18 protein-coding genes and 1 pseudogene are annotated in these 21,050 nt (G+C 73.8%); 8 read left to right on the forward strand and 11 right to left on the reverse strand.

Annotated features, from left to right (window positions below; translation table 11 throughout):
* Positions 1–230 precede the first annotated feature (230 nt).
* Positions 231–806 (reverse strand): hypothetical protein, encoded by a 576-nt coding sequence (locus tag ACIA8N_RS28475; RefSeq protein ID WP_365787492.1) that lies wholly within the window; start codon positions 804–806, stop codon positions 231–233.
* A gap of 205 nt (positions 807–1,011) precedes the next feature.
* Here ACIA8N_RS28475 and ACIA8N_RS28480 point away from each other — a divergent pair, with 205 nt between their 5' ends.
* Together ACIA8N_RS28480 and ACIA8N_RS28485 are read left to right on the forward strand one after the other, a co-directional pair.
* Entirely contained in the window at positions 1,012–2,286 is a 1,275-nt protein-coding gene (locus ACIA8N_RS28480; protein WP_365787490.1) for a VWA domain-containing protein, read from the forward strand.
* Positions 2,286–3,113 carry a hypothetical protein gene (locus ACIA8N_RS28485; protein WP_365787489.1) on the forward strand — a complete coding sequence of 276 codons (828 nt, stop codon included), beginning with the start codon at positions 2,286–2,288 and terminating at the stop codon, positions 3,111–3,113. The genes ACIA8N_RS28480 and ACIA8N_RS28485 overlap by 1 nt, the downstream gene beginning before the upstream one ends.
* An 83-nt stretch (positions 3,114–3,196) precedes the next feature.
* On the opposite strand, the pseudogene ACIA8N_RS28490 reads toward ACIA8N_RS28485, so the two are convergent.
* A pseudogene (locus ACIA8N_RS28490) lies at positions 3,197–4,271 on the reverse strand (MFS transporter).
* On the opposite strand from ACIA8N_RS28490, the gene ACIA8N_RS28495 reads away from it, so the two are divergent.
* The gene (locus tag ACIA8N_RS28495) at positions 4,216–4,986 is read left to right on the forward strand and encodes a DUF4157 domain-containing protein (protein WP_399416814.1); all 771 of its coding nucleotides are present in this window, start codon (positions 4,216–4,218) and stop codon (positions 4,984–4,986) included. The pseudogene ACIA8N_RS28490 and the gene ACIA8N_RS28495 sit on opposite strands and share 56 nt — an antisense overlap.
* Before the next feature lie 17 nt (positions 4,987–5,003).
* On the opposite strand, the gene ACIA8N_RS28500 is transcribed toward ACIA8N_RS28495, so the two are convergent.
* The 3 genes from ACIA8N_RS28500 to ACIA8N_RS28510 form a co-directional block, all read right to left on the reverse strand.
* Positions 5,004–5,483 (reverse strand): (2Fe-2S)-binding protein, encoded by a 480-nt coding sequence (locus ACIA8N_RS28500; protein WP_365787487.1) that lies wholly within the window; start codon positions 5,481–5,483, stop codon positions 5,004–5,006.
* Between the two features lie 15 nt (positions 5,484–5,498).
* The gene (locus ACIA8N_RS28505) at positions 5,499–7,886 is read right to left on the reverse strand and encodes a molybdopterin cofactor-binding domain-containing protein (RefSeq protein ID WP_365787485.1); all 2,388 of its coding nucleotides are present in this window, start codon (positions 7,884–7,886) and stop codon (positions 5,499–5,501) included.
* A 67-nt stretch (positions 7,887–7,953) separates the two neighbouring features.
* Entirely contained in the window at positions 7,954–8,244 is a 291-nt protein-coding gene (locus ACIA8N_RS28510) for a hypothetical protein (protein WP_365787483.1), read from the reverse strand.
* A 185-nt stretch (positions 8,245–8,429) separates the two neighbouring features.
* On the opposite strand from ACIA8N_RS28510, the gene ACIA8N_RS28515 reads away from it, so the two are divergent.
* Positions 8,430–8,867 carry an OsmC family protein gene (locus ACIA8N_RS28515; protein ID WP_365787481.1) on the forward strand — a complete coding sequence of 146 codons (438 nt, stop codon included), beginning with the start codon at positions 8,430–8,432 and terminating at the stop codon, positions 8,865–8,867.
* A gap of 25 nt (positions 8,868–8,892) precedes the next feature.
* Here ACIA8N_RS28515 and ACIA8N_RS28520 read toward each other — a convergent pair whose 3' ends face one another.
* Positions 8,893–10,344, reverse strand: a complete 1,452-nt coding sequence (locus tag ACIA8N_RS28520) for a carboxylesterase family protein (RefSeq protein ID WP_365787479.1) — start codon at positions 10,342–10,344, stop codon at positions 8,893–8,895.
* 85 nt (positions 10,345–10,429) lie between these two features.
* The gene (locus ACIA8N_RS28525; protein ID WP_365787477.1) at positions 10,430–11,695 is read right to left on the reverse strand and encodes an MFS transporter; all 1,266 of its coding nucleotides are present in this window, start codon (positions 11,693–11,695) and stop codon (positions 10,430–10,432) included.
* 164 nt (positions 11,696–11,859) lie between these two features.
* On the opposite strand from ACIA8N_RS28525, the gene ACIA8N_RS28530 reads away from it, so the two are divergent.
* On the forward strand, positions 11,860–12,813 hold the full coding sequence (locus ACIA8N_RS28530) for a LysR family transcriptional regulator (protein WP_365787475.1): 954 nt from the start codon (positions 11,860–11,862) through the stop codon (positions 12,811–12,813).
* Between the two features lie 51 nt (positions 12,814–12,864).
* Positions 12,865–13,230 (forward strand): hypothetical protein, encoded by a 366-nt coding sequence (locus tag ACIA8N_RS28535; RefSeq protein WP_365787473.1) that lies wholly within the window; start codon positions 12,865–12,867, stop codon positions 13,228–13,230.
* On the opposite strand, the gene ACIA8N_RS28540 is transcribed toward ACIA8N_RS28535, so the two are convergent.
* Both ACIA8N_RS28540 and ACIA8N_RS28545 read right to left on the reverse strand, forming a co-directional pair.
* Entirely contained in the window at positions 13,221–13,676 is a 456-nt protein-coding gene (locus ACIA8N_RS28540) for a nuclear transport factor 2 family protein (protein WP_365787471.1), read from the reverse strand. The genes ACIA8N_RS28535 and ACIA8N_RS28540 overlap by 10 nt on opposite strands.
* 117 nt (positions 13,677–13,793) lie before the next feature.
* Positions 13,794–14,165 (reverse strand): cupin domain-containing protein, encoded by a 372-nt coding sequence (locus ACIA8N_RS28545; protein ID WP_365787469.1) that lies wholly within the window; start codon positions 14,163–14,165, stop codon positions 13,794–13,796.
* A 248-nt stretch (positions 14,166–14,413) separates the two neighbouring features.
* On the opposite strand from ACIA8N_RS28545, the gene ACIA8N_RS28550 reads away from it, so the two are divergent.
* Positions 14,414–14,851, forward strand: coding sequence for an SPW repeat protein (locus tag ACIA8N_RS28550; RefSeq protein ID WP_365787467.1), 438 nt, complete (start codon positions 14,414–14,416; stop codon positions 14,849–14,851).
* A 283-nt stretch (positions 14,852–15,134) separates the two neighbouring features.
* On the forward strand, positions 15,135–16,424 hold the full coding sequence (locus ACIA8N_RS28555) for a bifunctional GNAT family N-acetyltransferase/ATP-binding protein (RefSeq protein WP_365787465.1): 1,290 nt from the start codon (positions 15,135–15,137) through the stop codon (positions 16,422–16,424).
* Here ACIA8N_RS28555 and ACIA8N_RS28560 read toward each other — a convergent pair.
* Together ACIA8N_RS28560 and ACIA8N_RS28565 are read right to left on the reverse strand one after the other, a co-directional pair.
* The gene (locus ACIA8N_RS28560; protein ID WP_365787463.1) at positions 16,402–17,349 is read right to left on the reverse strand and encodes a carbohydrate kinase; all 948 of its coding nucleotides are present in this window, start codon (positions 17,347–17,349) and stop codon (positions 16,402–16,404) included. The two genes, ACIA8N_RS28555 and ACIA8N_RS28560, sit on opposite strands and share 23 nt — an antisense overlap.
* 3 nt (positions 17,350–17,352) lie before the next feature.
* Entirely contained in the window at positions 17,353–20,949 is a 3,597-nt protein-coding gene (locus tag ACIA8N_RS28565; RefSeq protein WP_365787461.1) for a glycoside hydrolase family 32 protein, read from the reverse strand.
* Positions 20,950–21,050: the final 101 nt, after the last annotated feature.

Below are 21,050 nucleotides of genomic sequence, written 5' to 3' on the forward strand. Positions count from 1 at the left end.
ATCCCGTCGTCACACGACGCGTTGCCCCCCTACTTCGGCTGAACGCCACTCATTCGGGCCCGGATCATTTCGCCCTTTACCCCCTGCCTATTACAGGGCAGCACTCCGCAATCCTGATCGCAAGTCGGCAGAATTCTGCGCAGCTCGCGCACGATTCAATGATGAATGCGATCCAAAGTGGATCGGTCAATGAGCCGTTACCGCAACACCCAGGCCCTCCCCCGTCTCCCTCAGAGTTTGCCTTCCACGAGAACCGTGCGGTGCCCCCCGAGCGCGCGGGAGAGACCTTCGAGGAACCCGGGGCTGAAGTCGGGCCAGTCCCAGAACACGAAACCGAGGTACCCGAAGGCGAAGTACCCATCCGACCACGTCCACGCAGTCAGGTCACCAGGGCGCCGACAACGCGGGCAGGCGACTGCCGCGCTGCCTGTGTCGCTCCAGGCTTCGATGGCCTCACCGAAGGGCTCCCACACGCCCTCGATCTCCTCCAGCCGGTCGGTGTAGAAATCCGCCCGCCCGGCACAATGGGGGCACATCGCGAACATGGGTTCGCCCTGACCGCAGGTGAATACGGTGCGGCTGGTCTCGATCCTGAGTCCCTCGGTGGGCTCCCAGTCCTCCTGCCCCACCGCCTTGGCCCAGGAGGGGCCGGGCGGATGCCCCGACGGCGCCCCGAGAACACAGTCGGTGAGCTCGGCCCGAACGATCCCCTCCCTGACCAGCCAGTCGAGTCCGCCGGCCGCCAGGGTGTGGGCGTCCGCATGCGTGGCGTCGAGGTCGACGACGGTCTGAAAATAGTTCCCCATGAGGCAACAGTAGAAGCAGCCACCGACAGCACGCCTCCAAGATCTTCGAAGCGTCGCTCCGGCGCGGCCGGCAGCGTGCGCGCCGCCCGGGACGCCGGCCGCCGGGCCTCCCCGCCCCCGAGCACCGGTGAACGACCGGCGGCGCGGCAGCCTCTGACGTCGCCTCCGTTTTGGATTGTCGGAGGATCATCAATACGATCCGGCGATGATCACGAGAAAACGGCTCGCGACCGGGGCCTGCGCGCTGCTCGCCGCCCTGAGCGTCGCGCTCCTGCCGTCGAGCGCGGCCGCCGACGAGCCGGTGGCGAAGGAATCCCCCAAGGTCGAGCTGGTCCTCGACGTCAGCGGCTCCATGCGGGCCAAGGACATCGACGGCAAGTCGCGCATGTCCGCGGCCAAGCAGGCCTTCAACGAGGTCCTCGACGCGGTGCCTGAGGAGGTCCAGCTCGGGATACGCACCCTGGGCGCCGACTACCCGGGGCAGGACCGCCAGCGGGGCTGCAAGGACACCCGGCAGCTGTACCCGGTCGGCCCGCTCGACCGGACGGAGGCGAAGACCGCCGTCGCGACCCTGGCCCCCACGGGCTGGACACCGATCGGCCCGGCCCTGCTCGGCGCGGCCAAGGACCTGGAGGGCGGCGACGCCACCCGCAGGATCGTGCTCATCACGGACGGCGAGGACACCTGCGCCCCGCTCGACCCGTGCCAGGTGGCGCGGGAGATCGCGGCGAAGGGCATCCACCTCGTCATCGACACCCTGGGCCTGGTGCCGGACGCCAGGACCCGGCAGCAGCTCACCTGCATCGCGGAGGCCACCGGAGGCACGTACACCTCCGTCCACCGCACCGAGGACCTCTCCCGACGGGTCCGTCAGCTGGTCGACCGCGCCGCCGACCCGGTCGTCACGCCGGTGGCCACCGAGGGCGCCGTGCGCTGCGCCGACGCGCCGCAGCTCAAGCCCGGTCTGTACACCGACCGCGAGTCCTTCGGCCAGCACCGGTGGTACCGGGTGGATCTGCTGCCGGGCCAGGAACTGCGCGCCTCCGTCAGCGTGGCGGCCGACCGGGCCGTCCACAACGACTACGGGGTGCTGCTGCGCGCCGTCACCCTGCACGGCCGGGAGATCGTCCGCGGCTCCGAGGCCGGCGACGGACGCACCGACGTGATCTCGACGGGTCTGCGCTACCCGAAGCCGGATCTCGACGACGGGCCCGACGACGCGAAGCCGGCCGCCGAGACCGTCTGCCTCCAGGTCAGCAACTCGTTCTCGGCTCCCCCGTCGGTCAAGACGACGCCGGGCATGCCGATCGAGCTGACGGTCGACGTGGTCGACGGCCCGTCGGCCGCTTCCGACGTGGCCTCCTTCGGTCTCGGCCGCGGCTGGTGGCTGCTCGCCGGCCTGGTGCTCGTCGGCTTCCTCGCCGGTCTGCTCTGGGGCTGGCTGTCCCGCTGGCGCTTCGCTGTCTGGAGGACCCACTGATGCGTACCGTACGCACGCTCGCCACGGCCGCCCTCGTGGGCGCCGCTCTCCTCGGGCTCGCCGCGCCGGGCGCGACGGCCGACTCCCCCACGCCCTCCGCCGACCCGAGCGCGAGCGCCGGGCCGACGGAGGCGGGGACCACCTTCCGCACCGCGGCGAGGTTCCTCCCGGGTCAGCAGGCGTCCGCGCAGGCGGCCACGGGTGACTACCTGTACTGGGTGTTCCCCGCGGACACCGGGCAGCGGCCCACCGTGAACGCCACCGTCACCCTGCCCGACGCGGCCCTGCGGCACGGGTCCGCCACCTGGCGGATCGACGTGTACGACGGGCTGCGGCGGCGCCAGCCGTGCATGTACGGCACCCAGTCCCGTACGGCGGCGAAGGAGGCCGCGACCGTGCGGCTCGCCTGTGTACTGCGCCCGGTCCGCGCCTCGGCCGACGCCTGGTCGAACGACCCGCTGCCCGGCAGCTACTACGTGCGGCTCACCGTCACCTCGCTGCCGGACGACGACCTCGGTCAGCCCTTCGACGCCCGGATCGGGGTGAGCACCGTCGACAAGGGCGGCGCCTACGCCACCGACGGCGCGCTCGCCGCGCCGCTCGTGCCCGGGGCGACGACCGCCGACCAGGCGGAGGCAGACAACGACGCCGGCCGGCCCTCGGCCGTCGAGGCCGCGGCCCCGGAGGACGGCTGGTCCTCGGGCTGGTGGTCGGACCGCTGGCTCTGGACCGCGGCGGGCGGTGTGCTCGCGGCCCTCGCGGGCGTCGGCGGCTACGTGCTCACGCGCGGCGCGGGACGCCCGTCCCGGATCCCGCCGGCCGCCTGACCGGCCGCTCGGACACACGAAGGCCCCCACCGCCTCGGCGCGGTGGGGGCCTTCGTGCGTGCGCCGGCACGGCCGGGCGGGGCTCACCGACGCGCGGGGAAGCCGTGTGCACGGGCGCCCGCGACGACGGCCACCACCGGCAGGAGCAGGCCGAGCACGGTCCAGGACAGGGCGCCCGCGCCGAGGCCGTCCAGCAGGAGACCGCCCGCGAGGCCGCCCGCCGCCATGGCCGCGTTCCAGAGGCTGACCAGCATCGTCTGGGCGGTGTCGGCGTCGTCCCCGCCCGCGTCGGCGACGGCGGTCTGCAACAGGGTGGGCGCGCCGCCCCAGCCGAACCCCCAGAGGACGGCGGCCGTCACGACGAGCGCGGTACCGCCGGCCGGGAAGGCCAGCAGGGCGGGCGCGACGGCGAACAGGATCGTTCCCGCGAGGGTCAGGGTGCGGAGCCCGCGTGGAGCCGGCCAGGCCGAGACGGCCGAGGTAGGCGGCGACGTCGGTGTAGAGGACGGTGTGGGCGAGGACGAGGGTGAAGGTGACGGCGAGGACCGGAAGGACGCCGGGCACCTTCAGGGTCCGGGCGACCGGGGCGCGCCCGCCGCGTGCCTCGCCGGGAAGGTCGGGGACGGCGAGCGCGATCCAGCAGAGGAGTGCGACGGCGATGAGGGTCATGGCGGTGAAGGCGGTGCGCCAGCCCGCGGCCTCGCCGAGGAAGGTGCCGGCCGGTACGCCGAGGGAGAGCGCGAGCGGGACGCCGGTCATCGCGACGGCGACGGCCCTGCCCTGGAGGTGCGGCGGGGCGATCCGGCGCGCGTATCCGGCGAGCAGAGCCCAGGCCAGGCCCGCGGCGACCCCGGCGAGGAACCGGGCTCCCATGGTGAGGGCGTACGAGGAGGAGAGGGCGGTGACGGTGTTGGCGGCGGCGAATCCGGCGACCGAGGTGAGCAGCAGGCGTTTGCGGCGCCATGCCGCGGTGCGCGCGGCCAGGGGTACGGCGGTGAGGGCCGTGCCGAGGGCGTAGGCGGTGACGGACTGGCCCATGGCGGCCTCGCCGACGCCGAGGTCCGCGCTCATGGCGGGCAGGACGCCGGCGGGGAGGGTCTCGGTGAGGCTGGTGACGAAGACGGCGGTGGCGAGGGCGAGCAGGGCGGCGAGGGGCAGCCGCCCCGAGGGGGCGGGCCGGTCCGTGGCGGAGGGGTCCGTGGCGGAGGGGGCGGTGGCGGGAGGCACGGCGGAACGGGCCGCCGCTGTCGGGTGGTTGGCCATGGACTCCGGCTACCCCTACGCCCCGCCGCCCGTTCAGCGGGAAGCGCGGGAACGGCCGGAACAGCACCAGCACGGTGCCGGCTGCGGCCACCAGCAGGACGTCGACGACCGGCCGGCCGTGCAGCGTTCCGCCGTCCATGACGTCCTCGCCGGTGATGGGCGCCCTCTAGAAACCCCGCTCCGCGAGGAGATGGAATCCCGCCTCGGCGCCGACTTCTCCGACGTCCGCATCCACAGCGGCGGCGCCGCACGCGCCTCCGCCGCCGAGATCGGTGCCCGCGCCTACACCTCTGGCACCGACGTCGTCCTCGGCGACGGCGGAGGCGACAAACACACCCTCGCCCACGAACTCACCCACGTCATCCAGCAACGCCAAGGCCCCGTCTCCGGTACCGACAACGGCAGCGGACTCAGCATCTCCGACCCTTCCGACCGCTACGAACGAGAAGCGGAGGCCAACGCCACCCGGGTGATGAGCCCCGGACTCCTTCACCTTCGCCGAAAGAAGCGGGACGCTCAAGCAGCTCAAGGACCAACGCTTCGCCCACCATCTTTCCCCGAGGCAAAGCGGCTCTTCACCGTTCTCTGCGATACCAACCGCGTCCGGTAAAGCGTGGGCGACCGGGCTCAGTCCATCCGGCGGGCGCCTTCCAGGACCGCCTGCCGGATGCGGTGGTAGGTGCCGCAGCGGCAGATGTTGCGGATCGTGTCGAGGTCGGCCTCGGTGATCTCGCGGCCCGCCTCCCTGGCCCGGCGGACCTCCGCCACGGCGGTCATGATCTGGCCCGGCTGGCAGTAGCCGCACTGGGCGACGTCGAGGTCGAGCCAGGCCTCCTGCATCGGGTGGAGTGCGCCTCCCACGGTGTCCGGGAGGCCCTCGATGGTGGTGACCTCGTCGGTCGGGTCCAGGTCCTCGACGGGCACGGCGCAGGGGGTGAACGCCTTCCCGTTGAGGTGGCTCGTACAGGCCCGGCAGACGCCGACCCCGCAGCCGTACTTGGGACCGGTGACGCCGAGGACGTCCCGGAGGACCCACAGGAGCCGGACGTCGCCCTCGACGTCGGCGGTGACGGCCTTGCCGTTCAGGATGAAGGTGTGCTGCGGCACGGGTGCTCCAGGTCTCTACAGGGCGCGGTCGCGGCCGTCGGTCGGGGAGGCGGGGACGGGCGGGACGGTCGGCAGGGGGGTGAAGGCGAGCGGCTCGGCGTGGTTGACGGGGAAGACCGTCGGCATCGTGCCGGTGGCCCGGCCGTAGGCGCAGGCGACGGCCGCCATGGCGCCGGCGACCGCCAGTTCGCCGGCGCCGCCCGGCTTGTCACCGGTCGGGGGCATCACGATGATCTCGAGCTCGGGCGGGGAGTTCCACTGCCGGGTGTAGAAGTACTGGTCCCAGCTGCCTTCGAGGAAGTGCCCGTCGCGCAGGTGGAGTCCCGAGGTCAGGGTGACGGCGATGCCGTCGGCGATGCCGCCCATCATCTGCGCCTCCAGGCCGCGCGGGTTGACGGCGAGACCGACGTCGACGGCGCAGACGACCTTGGTCACGCGCGGGCCGGTGTACGCGCCGGGGATCTTCCGCCCGGTGGTCTCGGGGCGGCAGTCGATCTCGGCGAGGACCGCGACGGCGGAGTGGTACTCGGTGTGGACGGCGATGCCCTGGGCCGTGCCGGCGGGCATGGCGCGGCCCCACTCCCCCACCTCGGCGACCTTGTCGAGGACGGCGCGGGCCCGCGGGTCCTTCACGAGGCGGCGGCGCAGCGCGTACCCGTCCTGGCCCATGCGGCGGGCCAGTTCGTCCATCACGAGTTCCTGCGCGCAGCGGACGTTCGGGGAGTAGATGTTGCGCATGGACCCGGTGTTGAAGCCCTTGTCGGTCTCGGCGAGGAGCTGGGTGGTGACGCCGAGGTGGTACGGGCTGATCTGGGTGAGCTCGAACATCGTCTGGGAGAAGGCGGCGTCGGCCACCGGCAGCCGGGCGGCCTCCGCCGTGAGGACCTCTCCGATGCCGTGCCCGAAGTCGGTGGCGACGGAGGTGTGGCGCTGCTCGTACGTGAGGACCTCGCCGAGCGCGTACGTGGCGCGCACCCGTGAGGTGGACATGGGGTGCGTACGGCCCTGGCGGAAGTCGTCGGTGCGGTGCCACATCAGTTTGACGGGCTTGCCGAGTGCCCTGGAGATCTCGACGGCCTCGTGGGCGGCGTCGGAGAACAGCTTGCGGCCGAAGGAGCCGCCGCCCTCTGTGACATGGACGCGGACGGCGGTGGGCGGCAGGCCGAGCTTGAGGGCGATCTGTTCCTGGGCGACGATGGGCGCCTTGAGCGAGGCCCAGATCTCCGCGGAGTCCTCCCGGACGTCGGCGATCGCGCAGTTGGTCTCCAGGGCCGCGTTGCTCGCGAAGTGGAAGGTGAAGCGGGCGTCGACGGCCTTGGTGAGGAGCGGCAGCGCCGGTACCACCAGGGGGAGTTCGGCCCGTCGGAGCTTTTCGAGGACGGTCGCGTCGGAGGCGCCCTCGGCCGTACCGGGCCCCCAGTCGACCCGGAGGGCGCGGACGGCGTCGACGCACTGGCCGAACGTACGGCCGCGGACGGCGACGCCGGTGGAGACGGTGACGACGTCGGTGACGCCGGGCATGGCCCGGACCTCGGCGAGGTTGGCCACGGAGCGGACGGTGCCGTTGATGGTCGGCGGCCGGCAGACCATGGTGGGCAGGGCGTCAGGGACCTGCAGGTCCATCGCGAACTTCTTGCGGCCCGTGACGGCTTCGAGCGCGTCGACGCGGCGCTGCCCGGTGCCGATGACCCGGAAACGGGCGGGGTCCTTGAGGGTCACCTCGACCGCCGTGTCGGTGACGGCGGCGGCCCGTTCGGCGAGTTCGCCGTACCCGAGCAGCGCGCCCGTCGGGGAGAGGACGGCTCCCGCCTTCGTGGTGAGGGTGGTGACGGCCTCCCCGAGGACGAGGGAGGCGGCGTGCAGGAGACGGCCCCGGGCGACGGCCGCGGCGACGCGGAGCGGGGTGTAGGTGGAGTACGTGGTGTTGGAGCCGCCGGTGAGCTGGTTGAAGAGCAGCTCGGGCCGGGCGTCGGCGAGCGTCACCACGACCTTGTCGAGGGGCAGGTCGAGTTCCTCGGCGACGATCATGGCGCTGGAGGTGGTGACGCCCTGGCCCACCTCGGCGCGTGGCAGGGCGAAACGGGCCGTGCCGTCGGCGTCGAGGCGGATGGTGATGAGGTGGCTGGTGGGCAGGGCCGCGAGGGTCAGCAGCTCGTTGAGGTCGAGGAGTTCGGCAGGACCGGGCAGTGAGGGGACGAGCGCCGGGGCCGCCGCGGCGGCCTCCCGGGGCGCGAGGGCCTCGGCGCCGAACTGGGCGGCGACGGTGAGGGTGGGCGCGGCGAGGACGTACCCGAGGAAGCGCCGCCGGGCGATGCCGGGGCCGTCACCGCCGTCCGGCCGCGCGGCTCCGTCTGTGGTGCCGCTCGTGGGGTGGTCGTCGCGCGCGGGGTGACGCCTCGCCATTCGGTGTGCCCTTTCGACGTGGTCCCGGCTTGCTACTGCGGGGTATCCCGGATGCGAGGATCATCGCTCATTTGATGGACCGCCGGAAGCCGTTCACCGGACGGCGCCGCGCCGCTCCCGTCCGGCGGCGCGCCGCTCCCGTCCGGCGCCGGCGCGCTCCGGCACGCAGCTGGGCACGGGAGATCCTGGCCCGCTGACCGCCGCCCGCGATCAGGGCGTTGACGGACACCATCGGGTCACCGCCCACCGACCTGGCGAGCAGGGCGCCGACCACGACCGGCCCGAGGGCCACGGCGAGGGCCGTGCCGGTGGTGGTGACGTGCCGGAGGGGGCGGGTGCGCCGGGCGGAGGAGGTCATGGCCCCATTCCACCAGCGGGCGGGGCGGCGGCGTATCGGTCGGCGTACTCAGGTGTGCGTACAGGGCTACTCAGGTGTCCTGAGCGGGCGAGGCCCCTGTCAGCGTGGCGGGTGCGCCGGGGTCGCGCGAGTCGGCGAACGTACCGTACGGGGAGCACACCCGACGACGAAGGAGCACCGCCGCCATGGCCGACTACCGCATCGAGACCGTCCGCACCGGGTACCGGAACTGGACCGCCCGCAACGACCGGGGCGCGGAGGTCCGGATGGCCGCGGCGGACGACGCCGACGCGCAGCCCTCGTTCACCCCGGTCGAGTTGCTGCTCGCGGCGATGGGCGGCTGTGGCGGTCTCGTCGTGGACCGGACCGCGCGGGCCGTCGACCACGACGATCTGCGGATCGTGGTGGAGTCGGTGTCCGGCCCCGACGACGACGGCCGGGTGGGCCGGATCAGGGTCAGTTACGAGTTCGACCTGCCGGACAACAACCCGCGGGCGGCCGAGGTGTTCGCCCGCGGGGTGCGCCTGACGCACGAGAAGTTCTGCACGGTGAGCCGGACCGTGGAGCACGGCGCGCGCGTGGAGGCGATCCTGCCGGACGGCTCGGTCGGCTTCGAAGGCTGAACCTCGGCGCTTTCGGCCGGTCGCCTCAGCCGAGCCAGAGCCTGCGGACCCGCTCCAGCGGGTCCGCCGCGATCCTGGGTTCGGTGTCCCAGATCATCGTGGCGCGCCCCTCGTCCGTGTAGCGCGGCCAGTCGGCGCCGGGGTCCTGGTGGGTCACGAAGGCGACCCAGGCCCGGTGCAGGGCGTCGGCGAGGTCCTGCGGCGGCGCCTCCCCCGCCGCGGCCCGGACTCCCTCGGCGTCGAGGAGGTCGAAGGCGAACGGCAGGTCCAGGCAGTGGAAGGCGAGCCCCATGGCCGGTGACCGCCAGGTGAACTCGTAGAGCCAGGTGGGACGTCCGAGTACGGCGCGGGCGTCGGCGACGGCGACGTTGGGGGCGCGGAAGGTCACGTCGGTCAGCGCCTGGCCGAAGAGCCGCTCGGCGCCGACTTCCGCGTACGCCTCGGTGAAGGCGGCGGCCCCGGCGGCGTCGAGGCCGAGGCCCCCGAGGAGAACGGGCAGCGGCGGACCCTCCGGGCCGGGCCCGGGGAACATCGTGAACTCGTGCTCGGTGCAGCCGAGCATCAGTGGTACGTCGGCGCCCGCCCCGCCCGTCGTGAGCGCCTCCAGGGCCGGCAGCGGGATCAGCTCGCCGTCGGCGAAGGGCGCGAGGGCGAGCAGCGGGGGCAGGCCTTCGCGGTCCGGGCCGGGCTCGGACAGGCGGTCCTGGAGCGCGAGGAGCTCGTCGTCGCCGAGGTCGCGGAGGGCGGCGGCGGTGGCCGGTACGCCGGTGCGGGAGGTGAGCAGCCGGGAGGCGGCGCGGGCGACCTCGGGGCCGTCGGGGCGCGGGAGCGCGCCGGAGACGGACAGCGCGCCGCGGAAGAGGCCGCGGGCGGCGGGGACGGCGAGGAGTGTCTGGACGGCGCCGCCGCCCGCCGACTGTCCGGCGACGGTGACCTTGGCGGGGTCGCCGCCGAAAGCCGCGATGTTGTCCCGGACCCATTCGAGGGCGGCGACCCAGTCCCGGACGCCCCGGTTGTCGGGGGCGTCCTCCAGGTGCAGGAAGCCCTCGATGCCGAGCCGGTAGCCGATCGAGACGAGGAGCACGCCGTCCCGGTTGAACGCGGCCCCGTCGTACCAGGGGCTGGCCGCCGAGCCCGCGACGTAGCCGCCGCCGTGGATCCAGACGAGGACGGGCAGGGCGGCTGCGGGGTCGGCTTCGGGGGTGAAGACGTTGAGGTTGAGGACCCCGGCGCCCGGGACGGAGGGCTCCGGGATGGTGGTGACCTCGGCGAAGGGGCGGCGCTGCGCGGTCGGCCCGTACGCGGTCGCGTCCAGCGGCTCCGACCAAGGCTCCGGCGGCGCGGGAGCGGCGAACCGCAGGTCGCCGACGGGAGCCTGGGCGTACGGGATGCCCAGGAAGCGGAGGCTGCCGTCGGCGCGGCGCTCGCCGCGGACAGGTCCTCGGGTGGTGACGACGGTGGGACCGGTGGTGCTCATGGAGCGTTGCTCCTTCTGATCGGGGTCGCGGGGCGCACGGGCGGGCCGGCGGGGGAAGGAGCGTGACATCGACGACTTACACGTGTCAATGAGTCAACCCGTCCTCCGCCTCGCCGACCTTCTTCCACGGGAGCAGCACCGGGGTCGCCAGCAGCAGGACGCCGGCCGCGGCAAGCGCCGCCCGGGGCCCGGTCACCGTGGCGAGGAGCCCGAACAGGGCTGTCAGGGCCGCCACGGCGGCCTTCGCGGTGACGGACCAGGCGGTCAGCGTGCGGACGACCCGGCCGGCGTCGGTCAGTTCGAGCCGGTGGGTGGCGAGCACCGGGTTGAAGATCCCCGAGCAGGTGATGAGCGCGAGTTCGACGCCCATCACGAGCAGCAGCCCGGAGAGGCCCGGGTGGATGAGGACGAGCCCGACGGGCCAGCACACCCGCAGCAGTCCCGAGGTGAGCAGCACCCGGCGCCGGCCGAACCGGACGACGAGCCGCCGGGCGAGCCGTGAGCCGATGAGCCCGCCGACGCAGGGCACGGCGAAGACGAGACCGTACTGCCAGGGGGCGAAGCCGAGCGGACCGAGCATGAGGACGGCGAGGAGGGGTGCGGTCGCCATGATCAGCCCGTTGGCCAGGACGGCGTTGAGGAACAACGGGCGCAGCACGGGGTGGGTGAGGAGGTGACGCCACCCCTCGACCAGGTCACGGGCCCTCACGCGGGGCCGGTCCGCGCCGCCCGGCCGGGCCTCCGGGCTCCGGATCGCGCGGATGCCGGCCGCGGACAGCAGGTAGCTCACGGCGTCGGCCGCCACCGTCGCCACCGGACCGAGCAGCGCGGCGAGGCCGCCGCCGAGGGGCGGCCCGAGCACGGTGGCGGTCCAGGTCGTGGATTCGAGCCTGGCCTGGGCGACGAGCAGGTCCTCCGGTCGTAGGAGCGCCTTCAGGTGGGCCCCGGAGGCCGCGCCGAAGGTGATGTCGGCCGCCGCGACGAGGACCGAGACGACCAGGAGCTGGGTGAAGCCGAGCCGGCCGAGGGCGTACGCGGCGACGACGCTCAGTAGGGCGGCGCACCGTACGAGGTCCATCGCGACCATCACGGACCGCTTGCGGCGGAACTCCACCCAGGGGCCGAGCGGGGCGGCGACCACCGCGCCCACGGCGGCCCCGACGGCGGCGAGCGCGGCCACCTCTGCGGTGCCCTTGTGGAGGACGGTGATCGCGAGCAGCGGGAGGGCGTGGAAGGCGACCCAGGTGCCCAGGGTGCCGACCGCGTACGCCGCCCACAGCCACTCGAAGTCGCGCCCGAGGGACGTCCGCCCGGTGTCCCTGCCGGGGGACACCTCCACCCTCGCCGCCACTCCCGTACCCCTCTCACCGTCCGGCCGCACCGCCGCGCGGCGCCGTCGCCATCAAAGCGAGTCGAGGACGCCCGGATCAAACAACCGGAGCCGGGCACGGCACAACCACCGGTTGTCGCGAGCCGGCCCCGGCCTGATCTGCGAGACACCCCTAGGCTCGTGGTGTGGATCTCGCAGCCGTACGCACCTTTCTCGCCGTCGTGGACTCGGGCCGGTTCGGTCAGGCGGCCGACGAGCTGGCGATCACCCAGCAGGCCGTCTCCAAGCGGATCGCCGCGCTGGAGAAGGAGCTCGGCGTGCGTTTGCTGACCCGCACTCCGCGCGGTGCGGAGGTGACGATCGACGGGCAGGCCTTCCTGCCGCACGCGCGCGCCCTGGTCGATGCCGAGGCCCGTGCCGTGGCCTCGGTGCGGCCCGGTGGGCGGGCGCTGCGCGTGGACGTGATCGGCAGGCGGCTCGCGCCCGCGGCGCTGCTGCGGGCGTTCCACCGGGCGTTCCCCGAGATCGAGCTCGACGTCGTGACCCTGTTCGACGCCGAGGCGGCCGTCGCCGCGCTCCGGGCGGGCACGATCGACGCGTCCTTCCGGGCGGTCACCATGCCCGGCCTGCGGCTGCCCGAGGGCGTCGAGACCGTTCCGGTCCTGGACGAGCCGCTCCAGCTCCTGACCGGTCCCGGTCACGCGCTCGCGGGCGCTCGGGTCGTGACGCCCGGGCGGCTCGTCGGGCACCGGATCTGGATTCCGGGCATCGTCAGCGGCACCGAGTGGGCCGCCTACTACGCCGACCTCGCCGCCGCGTTCGGGCTCACCATCGAGGTGACGGGTCCGGACTTCGGGACCGAGGCGCTGTTCGACACCGTCGCGGACTCCCCCGAACTCGCCACCTTCGTGGGCGGGCAGACCCGTCTCGTCTGGCCCGAGGGCCACGATCTGCGGCGCGTCGCGGTGCACGGGCCGACACCGGTGTATCCGCACTCCCTGCTGTGGGCCGTGGACAACCCGCACCCGGCACTCGCCACCCTCCGGTCCCACCTCGCCGGCTCCTCGTCCGCCGGCCAAGACACCGACATCTGGACTCCCGCCTGGGCCCGGCCCCGTGAGCCCCGCCGGGCGCCCTAGACTCGGAAGACGGGGGCGTGGACGGCGGGTTCAGGGGGAAGGCGGCCGGTGATGGAGTGGAACCTCGATGCCGTGGTGGGGGTGTTCGTGGGGCTGCTCGGGGTGGGGCTCGTGGTCGCCGGGGTGGTCTGGAAGGGGCGTGCGGTGCGGCCGTTCGCGGCCTCGCGGGCCCGGTCCGCGGCCCAGCGGGAGTACGCGCGTGATCTGCAGCGGGCCGCCGACCACGTGATCGCGACGGCCCGCCGGTACGCCGGCGAGGGCGAACCGGCGATCGTCACCGTCGAGGCCGTGGTGCGGACGACGCGGGAGCGTTACGGGTACTCCGAGGTGGAGCGTCCGCACGCGGCGGCGGCGCTGCGCCGCCGGTACGAGCACTGGCGGTGCGCGGTCGACTGCGTCACGGACGCCTACGGCTGAACGTCCGCCCCGGGTACGGGCGTTGCCTGGTGGTAGTACATCCGCATGGCCGAGCCGTCGGGCGCGCCGGGCGTGCGGCGCCAGAGCGAGCTGCGCCGGGCGCGGTGGCCGTCGCGGAGCGTCTCGTAGGTGAGGTGGACGAGACCGGGGGCGAGGAGGACCCCGGTGACGGCCTCCGGCTCGTAGTGCGTTCCGTCCTCGACGCTGCCCGCCATCCCGGGCAGGTCGGCGAGCATCTCCTCGTACGTCCAGCGTCGGCCGGAGGCGCCGACCTCGGTGAACTCGGGGTCGAGCAGCTCGGCGGCGAGCGGCCGGGAGAGGCGCACGGACGGGTCCAGGAGGCGCAGTTCGCCCGCGACGGCCTCGGCGACCTCGGGGTCCGGCTCGGCGGCCTGTGTCGCGGGTGCGTGCGAGAGGGGCGCTCGGTGCTCCTGGTGGTACGTCATGCGAGGCATTGTGCCCGGGGGTGCGTCGGTCGGCGCGGGATTTCCCCGGCCTACCGACCCATGACCGACCGACGGTCGACCGCCGATCGACGGACCGACGGCCGACCGACCGGCGCGTCAGCCGCCGGCCGCCTTCGCGTAGTCGCCGAAGCCGGTCCAGTCGAGGACGACGCAGGCGTCGTCGCCGACGACCCAGGCGTCGTGGCCGGGCGTGACTTCCATGAAGTCGCCTGCCCCGAACTCCGCCGATTCGCCGTCGTCCATGACGACGTTCAGCCGACCGCTGACCACGTAACCGACGTGCGACGACTGACAGCTGTCGGTGCCCGCGATCGGCTTGACGTGCTCGGACCACTTCCAGCCCGGCTCGAACACGGCGCGCCCGACCGAGCCGCCTCCACTGGTGAGCAGGTCGAGCCTGCCCTTGCCGTTCTCGAAGGGACGGGTCTCGTCCGCTTCGTCGAAGCTCTTGCGTACGATGCCGGCCATCATCCACTCCCGGCGGTGGAGAGGTGGGTCCCCGAGTCCACTTCCAGGCTACGCCGGGATGCCGTCGGCCACCCGGCATGACCGTCGTCGTCGCTTGGCGGTTCTCCGCACATCCGCCGTCCCAAATTTGTGGGCATCCCATAGGGGGCAGATCTACACATAAAGGATATATAAGAGCACAATGAAACAGCGGCATCCTTCGCCGCACCTGCTGTCAGACGGCAAGACGCCAGAAGGAGGCGAGTCGTATGTCCGACGTCTCTCACCGTCGTGGTGACATCGCTGGACACCCTGACGCCACCGAAATGCGGGACAGGTACGCCCGTGTGCTCCAGACCCGAGGGGTCACGGCCGTCGAGGAGCTCGTGATCCTCGCCGGCGTCTACGCCGCGATCTCCGCGTGGACGGTCCACTTCTCCGCGACCCAGCCCGCACTCGCCATCACGAACCTGGTCGTCGGCGTCGCCCTCGCGATCCTCGGCCTGTGCATGTCGATGGCTCCGGAGCGGTCGCAGGACCTGAACTTCGTCGTTCTGCTGATGGGCGCGTGGCTGATCATCGCCCCGTGGGTGGTCGGACAGAGCCCCGACACAGGCACCGTTCTCAGCAACGTGATCACCGGCGCGTGCGTCTGCCTGTTCTCCCTCACGGCCGGCGGACTGCTCATGAGCAAGCGAAGGGCGTGACCTGCTGATCCTCTCCCGGAACGGCGGCACCTCCCCTGGGAGGCGCCGCCGTTCACTGCCGTACCCGGAACCACGCGGAGCCGGTACGGCGCTCGCCGGGCCCTTACGGACCGGTACGGCGTGCTCGTCGGGCCCGTACAGCCGGTAAGGCGTGCTCGTCGGGCCCGTACAGAGCCGGTACGGCGCGTTCGCCCGCCCCTCCTTGTGCAGGATGGCGCACGACCGGGATCCGGCCGCGCGCCTAGCCTCGCCGCAACGGCACCAACGAGGGGCGGCACCACCGGTGAGCTGGCACATCCACGACTACCGCGAGAGCGATCTCGCCTCCGTCGTCCATCTGATCGACACGACCGCGGAGCTCGGGCAGGAGTCCGTCTTCTCCCTGGCCGAGTGCATCGGAGCCCTCACCACCCGCCAGCCGGCCGTGGTCGCCGTCCACCAGGGCGCGCCCATCGGCGCCGCGCTCGCCTGTGTGTCCGGCGAGCGGGCCTGGGTCATGCGGATCGCGATCTCCTCCGCCTGGCGCGGCCGGGGCCTGGCCAGCGCCCTCCTCGTGGAGCTGGAGCGACGGCTCGTCGCCGCCCGGGTCGGGCGGATCGCCTACGTCCTGCCGGAGGAGGAGCTCCTCGGCGAAGGCCTCCTGAACGCCGGGTACACCCGCCGGCCGGCCGTCGCGTACTTCGAGAAGGTGGAACCCCTGCACGGGCCCGCCGCCGGGCTCCTCGACGACCTGGGCGGCCGGCTGCTCCCCGGCGACCTGTGGGCCAAGGTCGCCGGGATGGAGCGGGAGAAGGACCTGATCGAGCGCCGGGTGGTGCTGCCGCTGGCCGAGCCGGAGCGGGCCGGGCGCCACGGGGTCCGGCCGCCGCGCGCGGTCTGTCTGTTCGGCCCGCCGGGGACCGGCAAGACGACGTTCGCCCGCGGCATCGCCTCCCGTCTGGGCTGGCCGTTCGTGGAGATCCTGCCGTCCCGCCTCGCCGACGAAGGGAACCTCGCCGCCGCCCTGCGGTCGGCGTTCGCGCGGATCGCCGAACTGGAGCGGGTCCTCGTCTTCATCGACGAGGTCGAGGAGATCGCCCCGGTGCGCTCGGAACCCGCGCAGCCCGGTGGCATGCACGGGGTGACGAACGAACTCCTCAAGCTGATACCGGGCTTCCGGGAGCGGGACGAGCGGCTGCTCGTCTGCGCGACCAACTCGATCCGCTCCCTCGACCCGGCCTTCCTGCGCCCCGGACGCTTCGACTACCTCATTCCGATCGGTACGCCGGACAAGGCGGCGCGGGCGGCGATCTGGGCCCGGTACACGGACGGCCGCGCGGACGTCGACATCGACGAACTGGTGCTGGCGAGCGAGCTGTTCACGCCCGCCGACATCGAGCACGCGGCCCGGATCGCCGCCCAGGCCTCCTTCGAGCGTGATCTGCTCGCGGTCGGTGGGCGGGGCGGCGAGGGACCGGTGCCCGGGGCGAGCACCGCGGACTATCTGGAGGCCATCGGGGAATGCCGTCCGACGGTCACCCCCGCGATGGTCGAGCAGTTCGCCTCCGACATCACCACTCACGCCCGGACGTGACGGCGAACCCCTGCCGGGCCGCGTCCAGTTCGGCCCGGTCGGGCGGCTGGGCGCCCGCCCGGGAGACGGTCACGGCCGCCGCGGCGCCGGCCCTTCGCAGCAGCCCCGCGAGGTCTGCGGCGCCGAGCGCGCCGAGGTCTTCCCGGCCCCGCCCGGCGAGGGTGTCGAGGACGGCGGACATGAAGGAGTCGCCCGCGCCGACCGTGTCCACGACGGAGACCGGCGGCGCGTCCGCGGTGGCCGTCTCCCGCCGGGTGAGGGCGAGCGACCCGGCGGCGCCCCGGGTGACGAGGACGACGGCGGGGCCGAGGGCGAGCCAGCGGGCGGCGACCGTGTGCGGACTCTCCCCCGGGTACAGCCAGGCGAGGTCCTCGTCGCTGGCCTTCACCAGGTCACTGAGGGCGACACAGTGCTCGACGCGCCGGACCGCGTCGGCGTGGTCGCCCATCAGCTCGGGCCGCACGTTCGGGTCGTAGCTGACCGTGGCCCGGTCGCGGAGCCGTTCGGTCACGGCGAGGACGGCCGCCGAGCCGGGCGCGGTGACGGCCGCGATCGAGCCAATGTGGACGTGGGCGGGGACGAAGCCGGGGCCGAGCGTGGCCGGGTCCGCCTCCAGTGTCCAGGCGATGTCGAAGGTGTACGCGGCCTGGCCGTGGACGTCGAGACCGACGACCGCCGACGGGGTGCGCGCGGGGACGCCGCCGCTCTCCACCCGTACGCCCGCGCCCTTGAGGTGGTCGGCGATCAGCCGCCCGGCGGGGTCGTCGGCGAGCTGGGTGAGCAGGGTGACGTCACGGCCGAGGCGGGCGAGGCCGTAGGCGACGTTGGCGGGGCTGCCGCCGGGGTGGACCCGGTCGGCGGCGCCGGAGCCCGCCGGGGCGCGGACGATGTCGGCGACGCACTCGCCGATCACCAGGAAGGACATGGGTCAGAGCTCCTTGGCGTAGGTGTCCTGGTAGCCGGCCCGGCCGCCGAAGACGTTCAGTCCGACGTGGCCGGCGGCGTAGGTGGCGGCCGTGTCGGTGTGGTCGATGATCCGGCTCCCATCGAGGAAGACCTCGATCCGGGTGCCCCGGTGGACGATCCGGAGATGGTAGGTGACTCCGTGCCGTACGAGGGCGGGGACCCGGGCGAGGGCGGTCGCGTCGTCGAAGGAGCCGCCCCGGCGTACGACGAGCCGGACGGCCCGCAGGTCGGGGTCGACGTTGAGGAGGTAGCCGTCGGCGCCGTCGGCCGTGGCCCGCCACAGCAGGGAGGCGGCGCCCCGGGTGTCGCCGGGGCCGCCGAGCCTGAGCAGGCCGGTGAGTTCGAGGTCGGCGAAGCGGCGGGTGGACATCGCGTCGCTGTCGCGGTCGAAGGTGCCGGTGTGCCCGGCGCCGGTGGCTTCCCAACGCCCGGCGGGGACGGTGGTGAGGGTGCCGAGGTCGGTCCGGAACTCCCCCGGCGGCGGGACGGTCGGCGGGGCCGCGAGCGCGTCGGTGAGGCGGCAGGTGGAGGCGAGCCGGTGGAAGGCGAGTTCGGCGATCCGGACCGTGCCGCCCTCGGCGGTGAAGGCGATGCCTTCGGCGTCCGCGTCGGGCACGATCAGGCTGGTGACGACGGCCTCGCCCGCGCCGCCGAACACCTCGACGGAGCCGGCGTCGACGAGGATCCGGAGCCTGATGCTCCTGCTGCCGTCGGCGGCGGTCACGGCGGCGAGCGGGGCCTCGGTGCTGCCCGCGAAGTAGCGGGTGAAGTCGGTGCGGCCGGATTCGGTGCGGTCGACGAAGAGGCGTTCGCGCGCGGGGTCGTAGCCGACGAGGGTGGCCCGGCCGTCCTTCGCCCGCAGGTGGAAGGCGCACCGCGTGGCTGCGCCGGTCGCGGGGAACACGAGCTCGGCCTCGATCTCGTACGTGGTGCCGGTCAGGCCCGCGCAGGGGTCGGGCGTGCCGGGTCCAACCGTGAGGTCTCCGCGTATCGTCGTGCCGGTCCGCAGGGAGGCCAGTTCGGCGACGGGCCGCTGGCGCAGGACGGGGCCGTCCGGTCCTGCGGCGAGGGTGAGTTCGCGGGGGATGCTGTGCTGGCCGTTCCACGGGTGGGTGGGCACGCTGAACGGGTAGTCCCAGTTCGTGGTCCAGCCGAGCCAGACGCGGCGCCCGTCGGGCATGCCGGCGAAGGTGATGGCGGCGTAGAAGTCGCGGCCGTGGTCGCTGCGCGGGGCCGGTCCCGGGGCCTGGTGGGCGGTGAAGGAGGTGCCGTCCCAGCTGCCGGTGAGGTAGCGGGCGGTGGAGCCGTCGGTGGCGCGGACGGCGCCGGTGCTGAGGGTGAGGACCCAGACGGTGCGTGCCGGGTCGCCGTCGACGGGCAGCGGGAAGAGGTCGGGGCACTCCCAGACACCCCCGCCGGCCGCCCACTCCCCGTAGCCGAAGGAGCTGGTGAGGGTCCAGTGGAGGAGGTCGCGGGAGGTGAGGAAGCGCAGGTGGTCGCCGCCGGAGACCACCATGACCCACTGGTCGTGGGCGTCGTCCCTGACGACCTTGGGGTCGCGGAAGTCCCAGCCGCCGTCCGGTCCTCCCGGGTTGCCGACGAGGGGTTCGGGGCCGCCGTACCACTGCCAGGAGCGGCCCCGGTCCGTGCTGTAGGCGGCGCGGACCGACTGGTTCCCGCCGGTCCTGTCCGGGTGGAAGCTCGTGTAGTACGCGATCAGGCCGGGGGCGCCGCCGAAGAGGCCGGAGGCGTCGTGGGCGTCGACGACGGCGGAGCCGGACCAGCAGTGGCCGTGCTCGTTCCAGCCGAGGGCGTCCGGGAGGCCGCGCCAGTGGAGGAGGTCCGTGGAGACGGCGTGCGCCCAGCGGCCCTCGTCCTGGTGGAAGAGGTGGTACTCGCCGTCGAAGTGGACGAGACCGTTGGGGTCGCTGCCCCGGCCGGTGCGCGGGGAGTGGTGGACGGCGGGCCGGAGGGGCTCCGTGAAGTGGTCACGGACGTCGGCGGCGTACATCTCGTCGAAGTACGCGGTGCCGCCGGCCGCGACGAGCCCGACCGTGGCTCCGGTGGCGGTCGCCGGGACACGCAGGGCGGGCACTCCGTCGACGAACACACTGAACTCGCCCTGGAGCAGATGCACTTCGATGCGGAACGACGTGCCGGTACGGAGCGGGCGGACCGGCGGGGGCGCGGTGGCGAGGCGGGTGCGGCGCGCGTGGTCGAGGAGCGTGACCGTGCCGGTGGCGGTGTCGAGGAGGATCTCGTGGCCGCGTACGAGGAGTCCGGCGGCGTGCGCGCCCGCGAGCCGCACGTCGGCGGAGACGACGAGGTCGGCACCGTCGGGGGCGGGCGCGGTACGGAGACCGTCGTGGCCACGCAGGCCCTTGAGGTCACGGGTCCAGGTGCCGGACTCCGTTGCCGCGCCGGGGAGTTCGGAGCGTGGTCCGGCGGCGGTGACGTTCTCGAAGGCGACGCGTCCGTTGTAGGCGAGGAGCCCCGGGCGACCGGAGAGATGCGGGTCGGGGGCTGGGTCCTCGGTGTCGATGACGGGGTCGTAGCCGTCGGGGCGGAGGAAGTCGCTCTGCCGGTACACCCGGAGGCGGCGGCCCTCGGCCTCGACACGCAGCCGGTGGACGGTGCCGGGCTCTGTCGGGGCTGAGTGGGTGCCGAGGGTGACGTCGCCGTCGATCCGGTAGAGACGCAGCCGGCCCAGGTTCGGGTCGGCCTCGACGGCGTAGCCGCGGGTGCCGGTGGCGTCGGAGCGGACCAGGAGGGCCGCGACGGCGTAGGGGTCGTGGACGAGGAGGTCCGCCTGGACGGAGGTGTCGTACGCCTCTTCGGCGGCCGTCGTACGGATGTTGGTGCCGCCGGGGGCGACGGCGAGGAGGCCCAGCGGGGTGGGCGTCCAGGTGCCCCCGCCGCTGGTCGTCCAGCCGCTGAGGTCGGTGGTGAAGGACCAGCTCCGGGGCGGCCCGAAGACGACCGTGCCGTCGGTGACGAGCAGTCCCACGTGGCCGGAGGCGTGGCGGTGGTCCTCGACGGCGAGGGCCTGGCTTCCGTCGACGTGGAGGGTGAGGGCCGGCCCGTCGGCGACGACCTCCAGGGTGGTGCCGGGCCTGCCCGTGGCGGTGGCGAGGGTCTCGCCGCTCGCGAGGTCGAGCAGGGCGACCCGGCCGGTGGCCGGTTCGAGGACGGCCGCGTACCCGGTGGAGCCGTCCGGCGCGGCCCGCAGGACGAGCCCGCCCCGGGCGTGCGGGGTGGCCGGGTCGGCCTCGACGCGGGCGGAGTATCCGGCGCGCGCGCCGATCCGGTGCTCGGACATCGCGAGCGCGGTCCCGGCTGTGGCGGCGGCGCGTCGGCCGCCGTCCGGGGTGCGCTGCCAACTGCCGCTGTACGGCAGGGGGTCGGGGACGGGTGACGTGAGGGCCTCGGGGGGTGCCGCCGGGCGACGGCGGGCCGGGGTCGTGGCTTCGGCGGTGCGGGAGACGAGGGCGGGGAGGAGCGCGAGGCCGCCGGCCTGGAGCAGGGTGCGGCGGTGGAGCGGGACGTCGGGGATACGCATGGGGGCCTCCTCGGCGGTGGGGTGGCGCCTGTACGAGACGGGGGGGAGCCGGTGCCGGACTCGCTCCGGCACCGGCGGGGGAAGCAGGCTCTTGGGGGTGT

Origin of the sequence: Streptomyces sp. NPDC051822 (genome assembly GCF_044452745.1) — a bacterium.
Classification (GTDB): domain Bacteria; phylum Actinomycetota; class Actinomycetes; order Streptomycetales; family Streptomycetaceae; genus Streptomyces.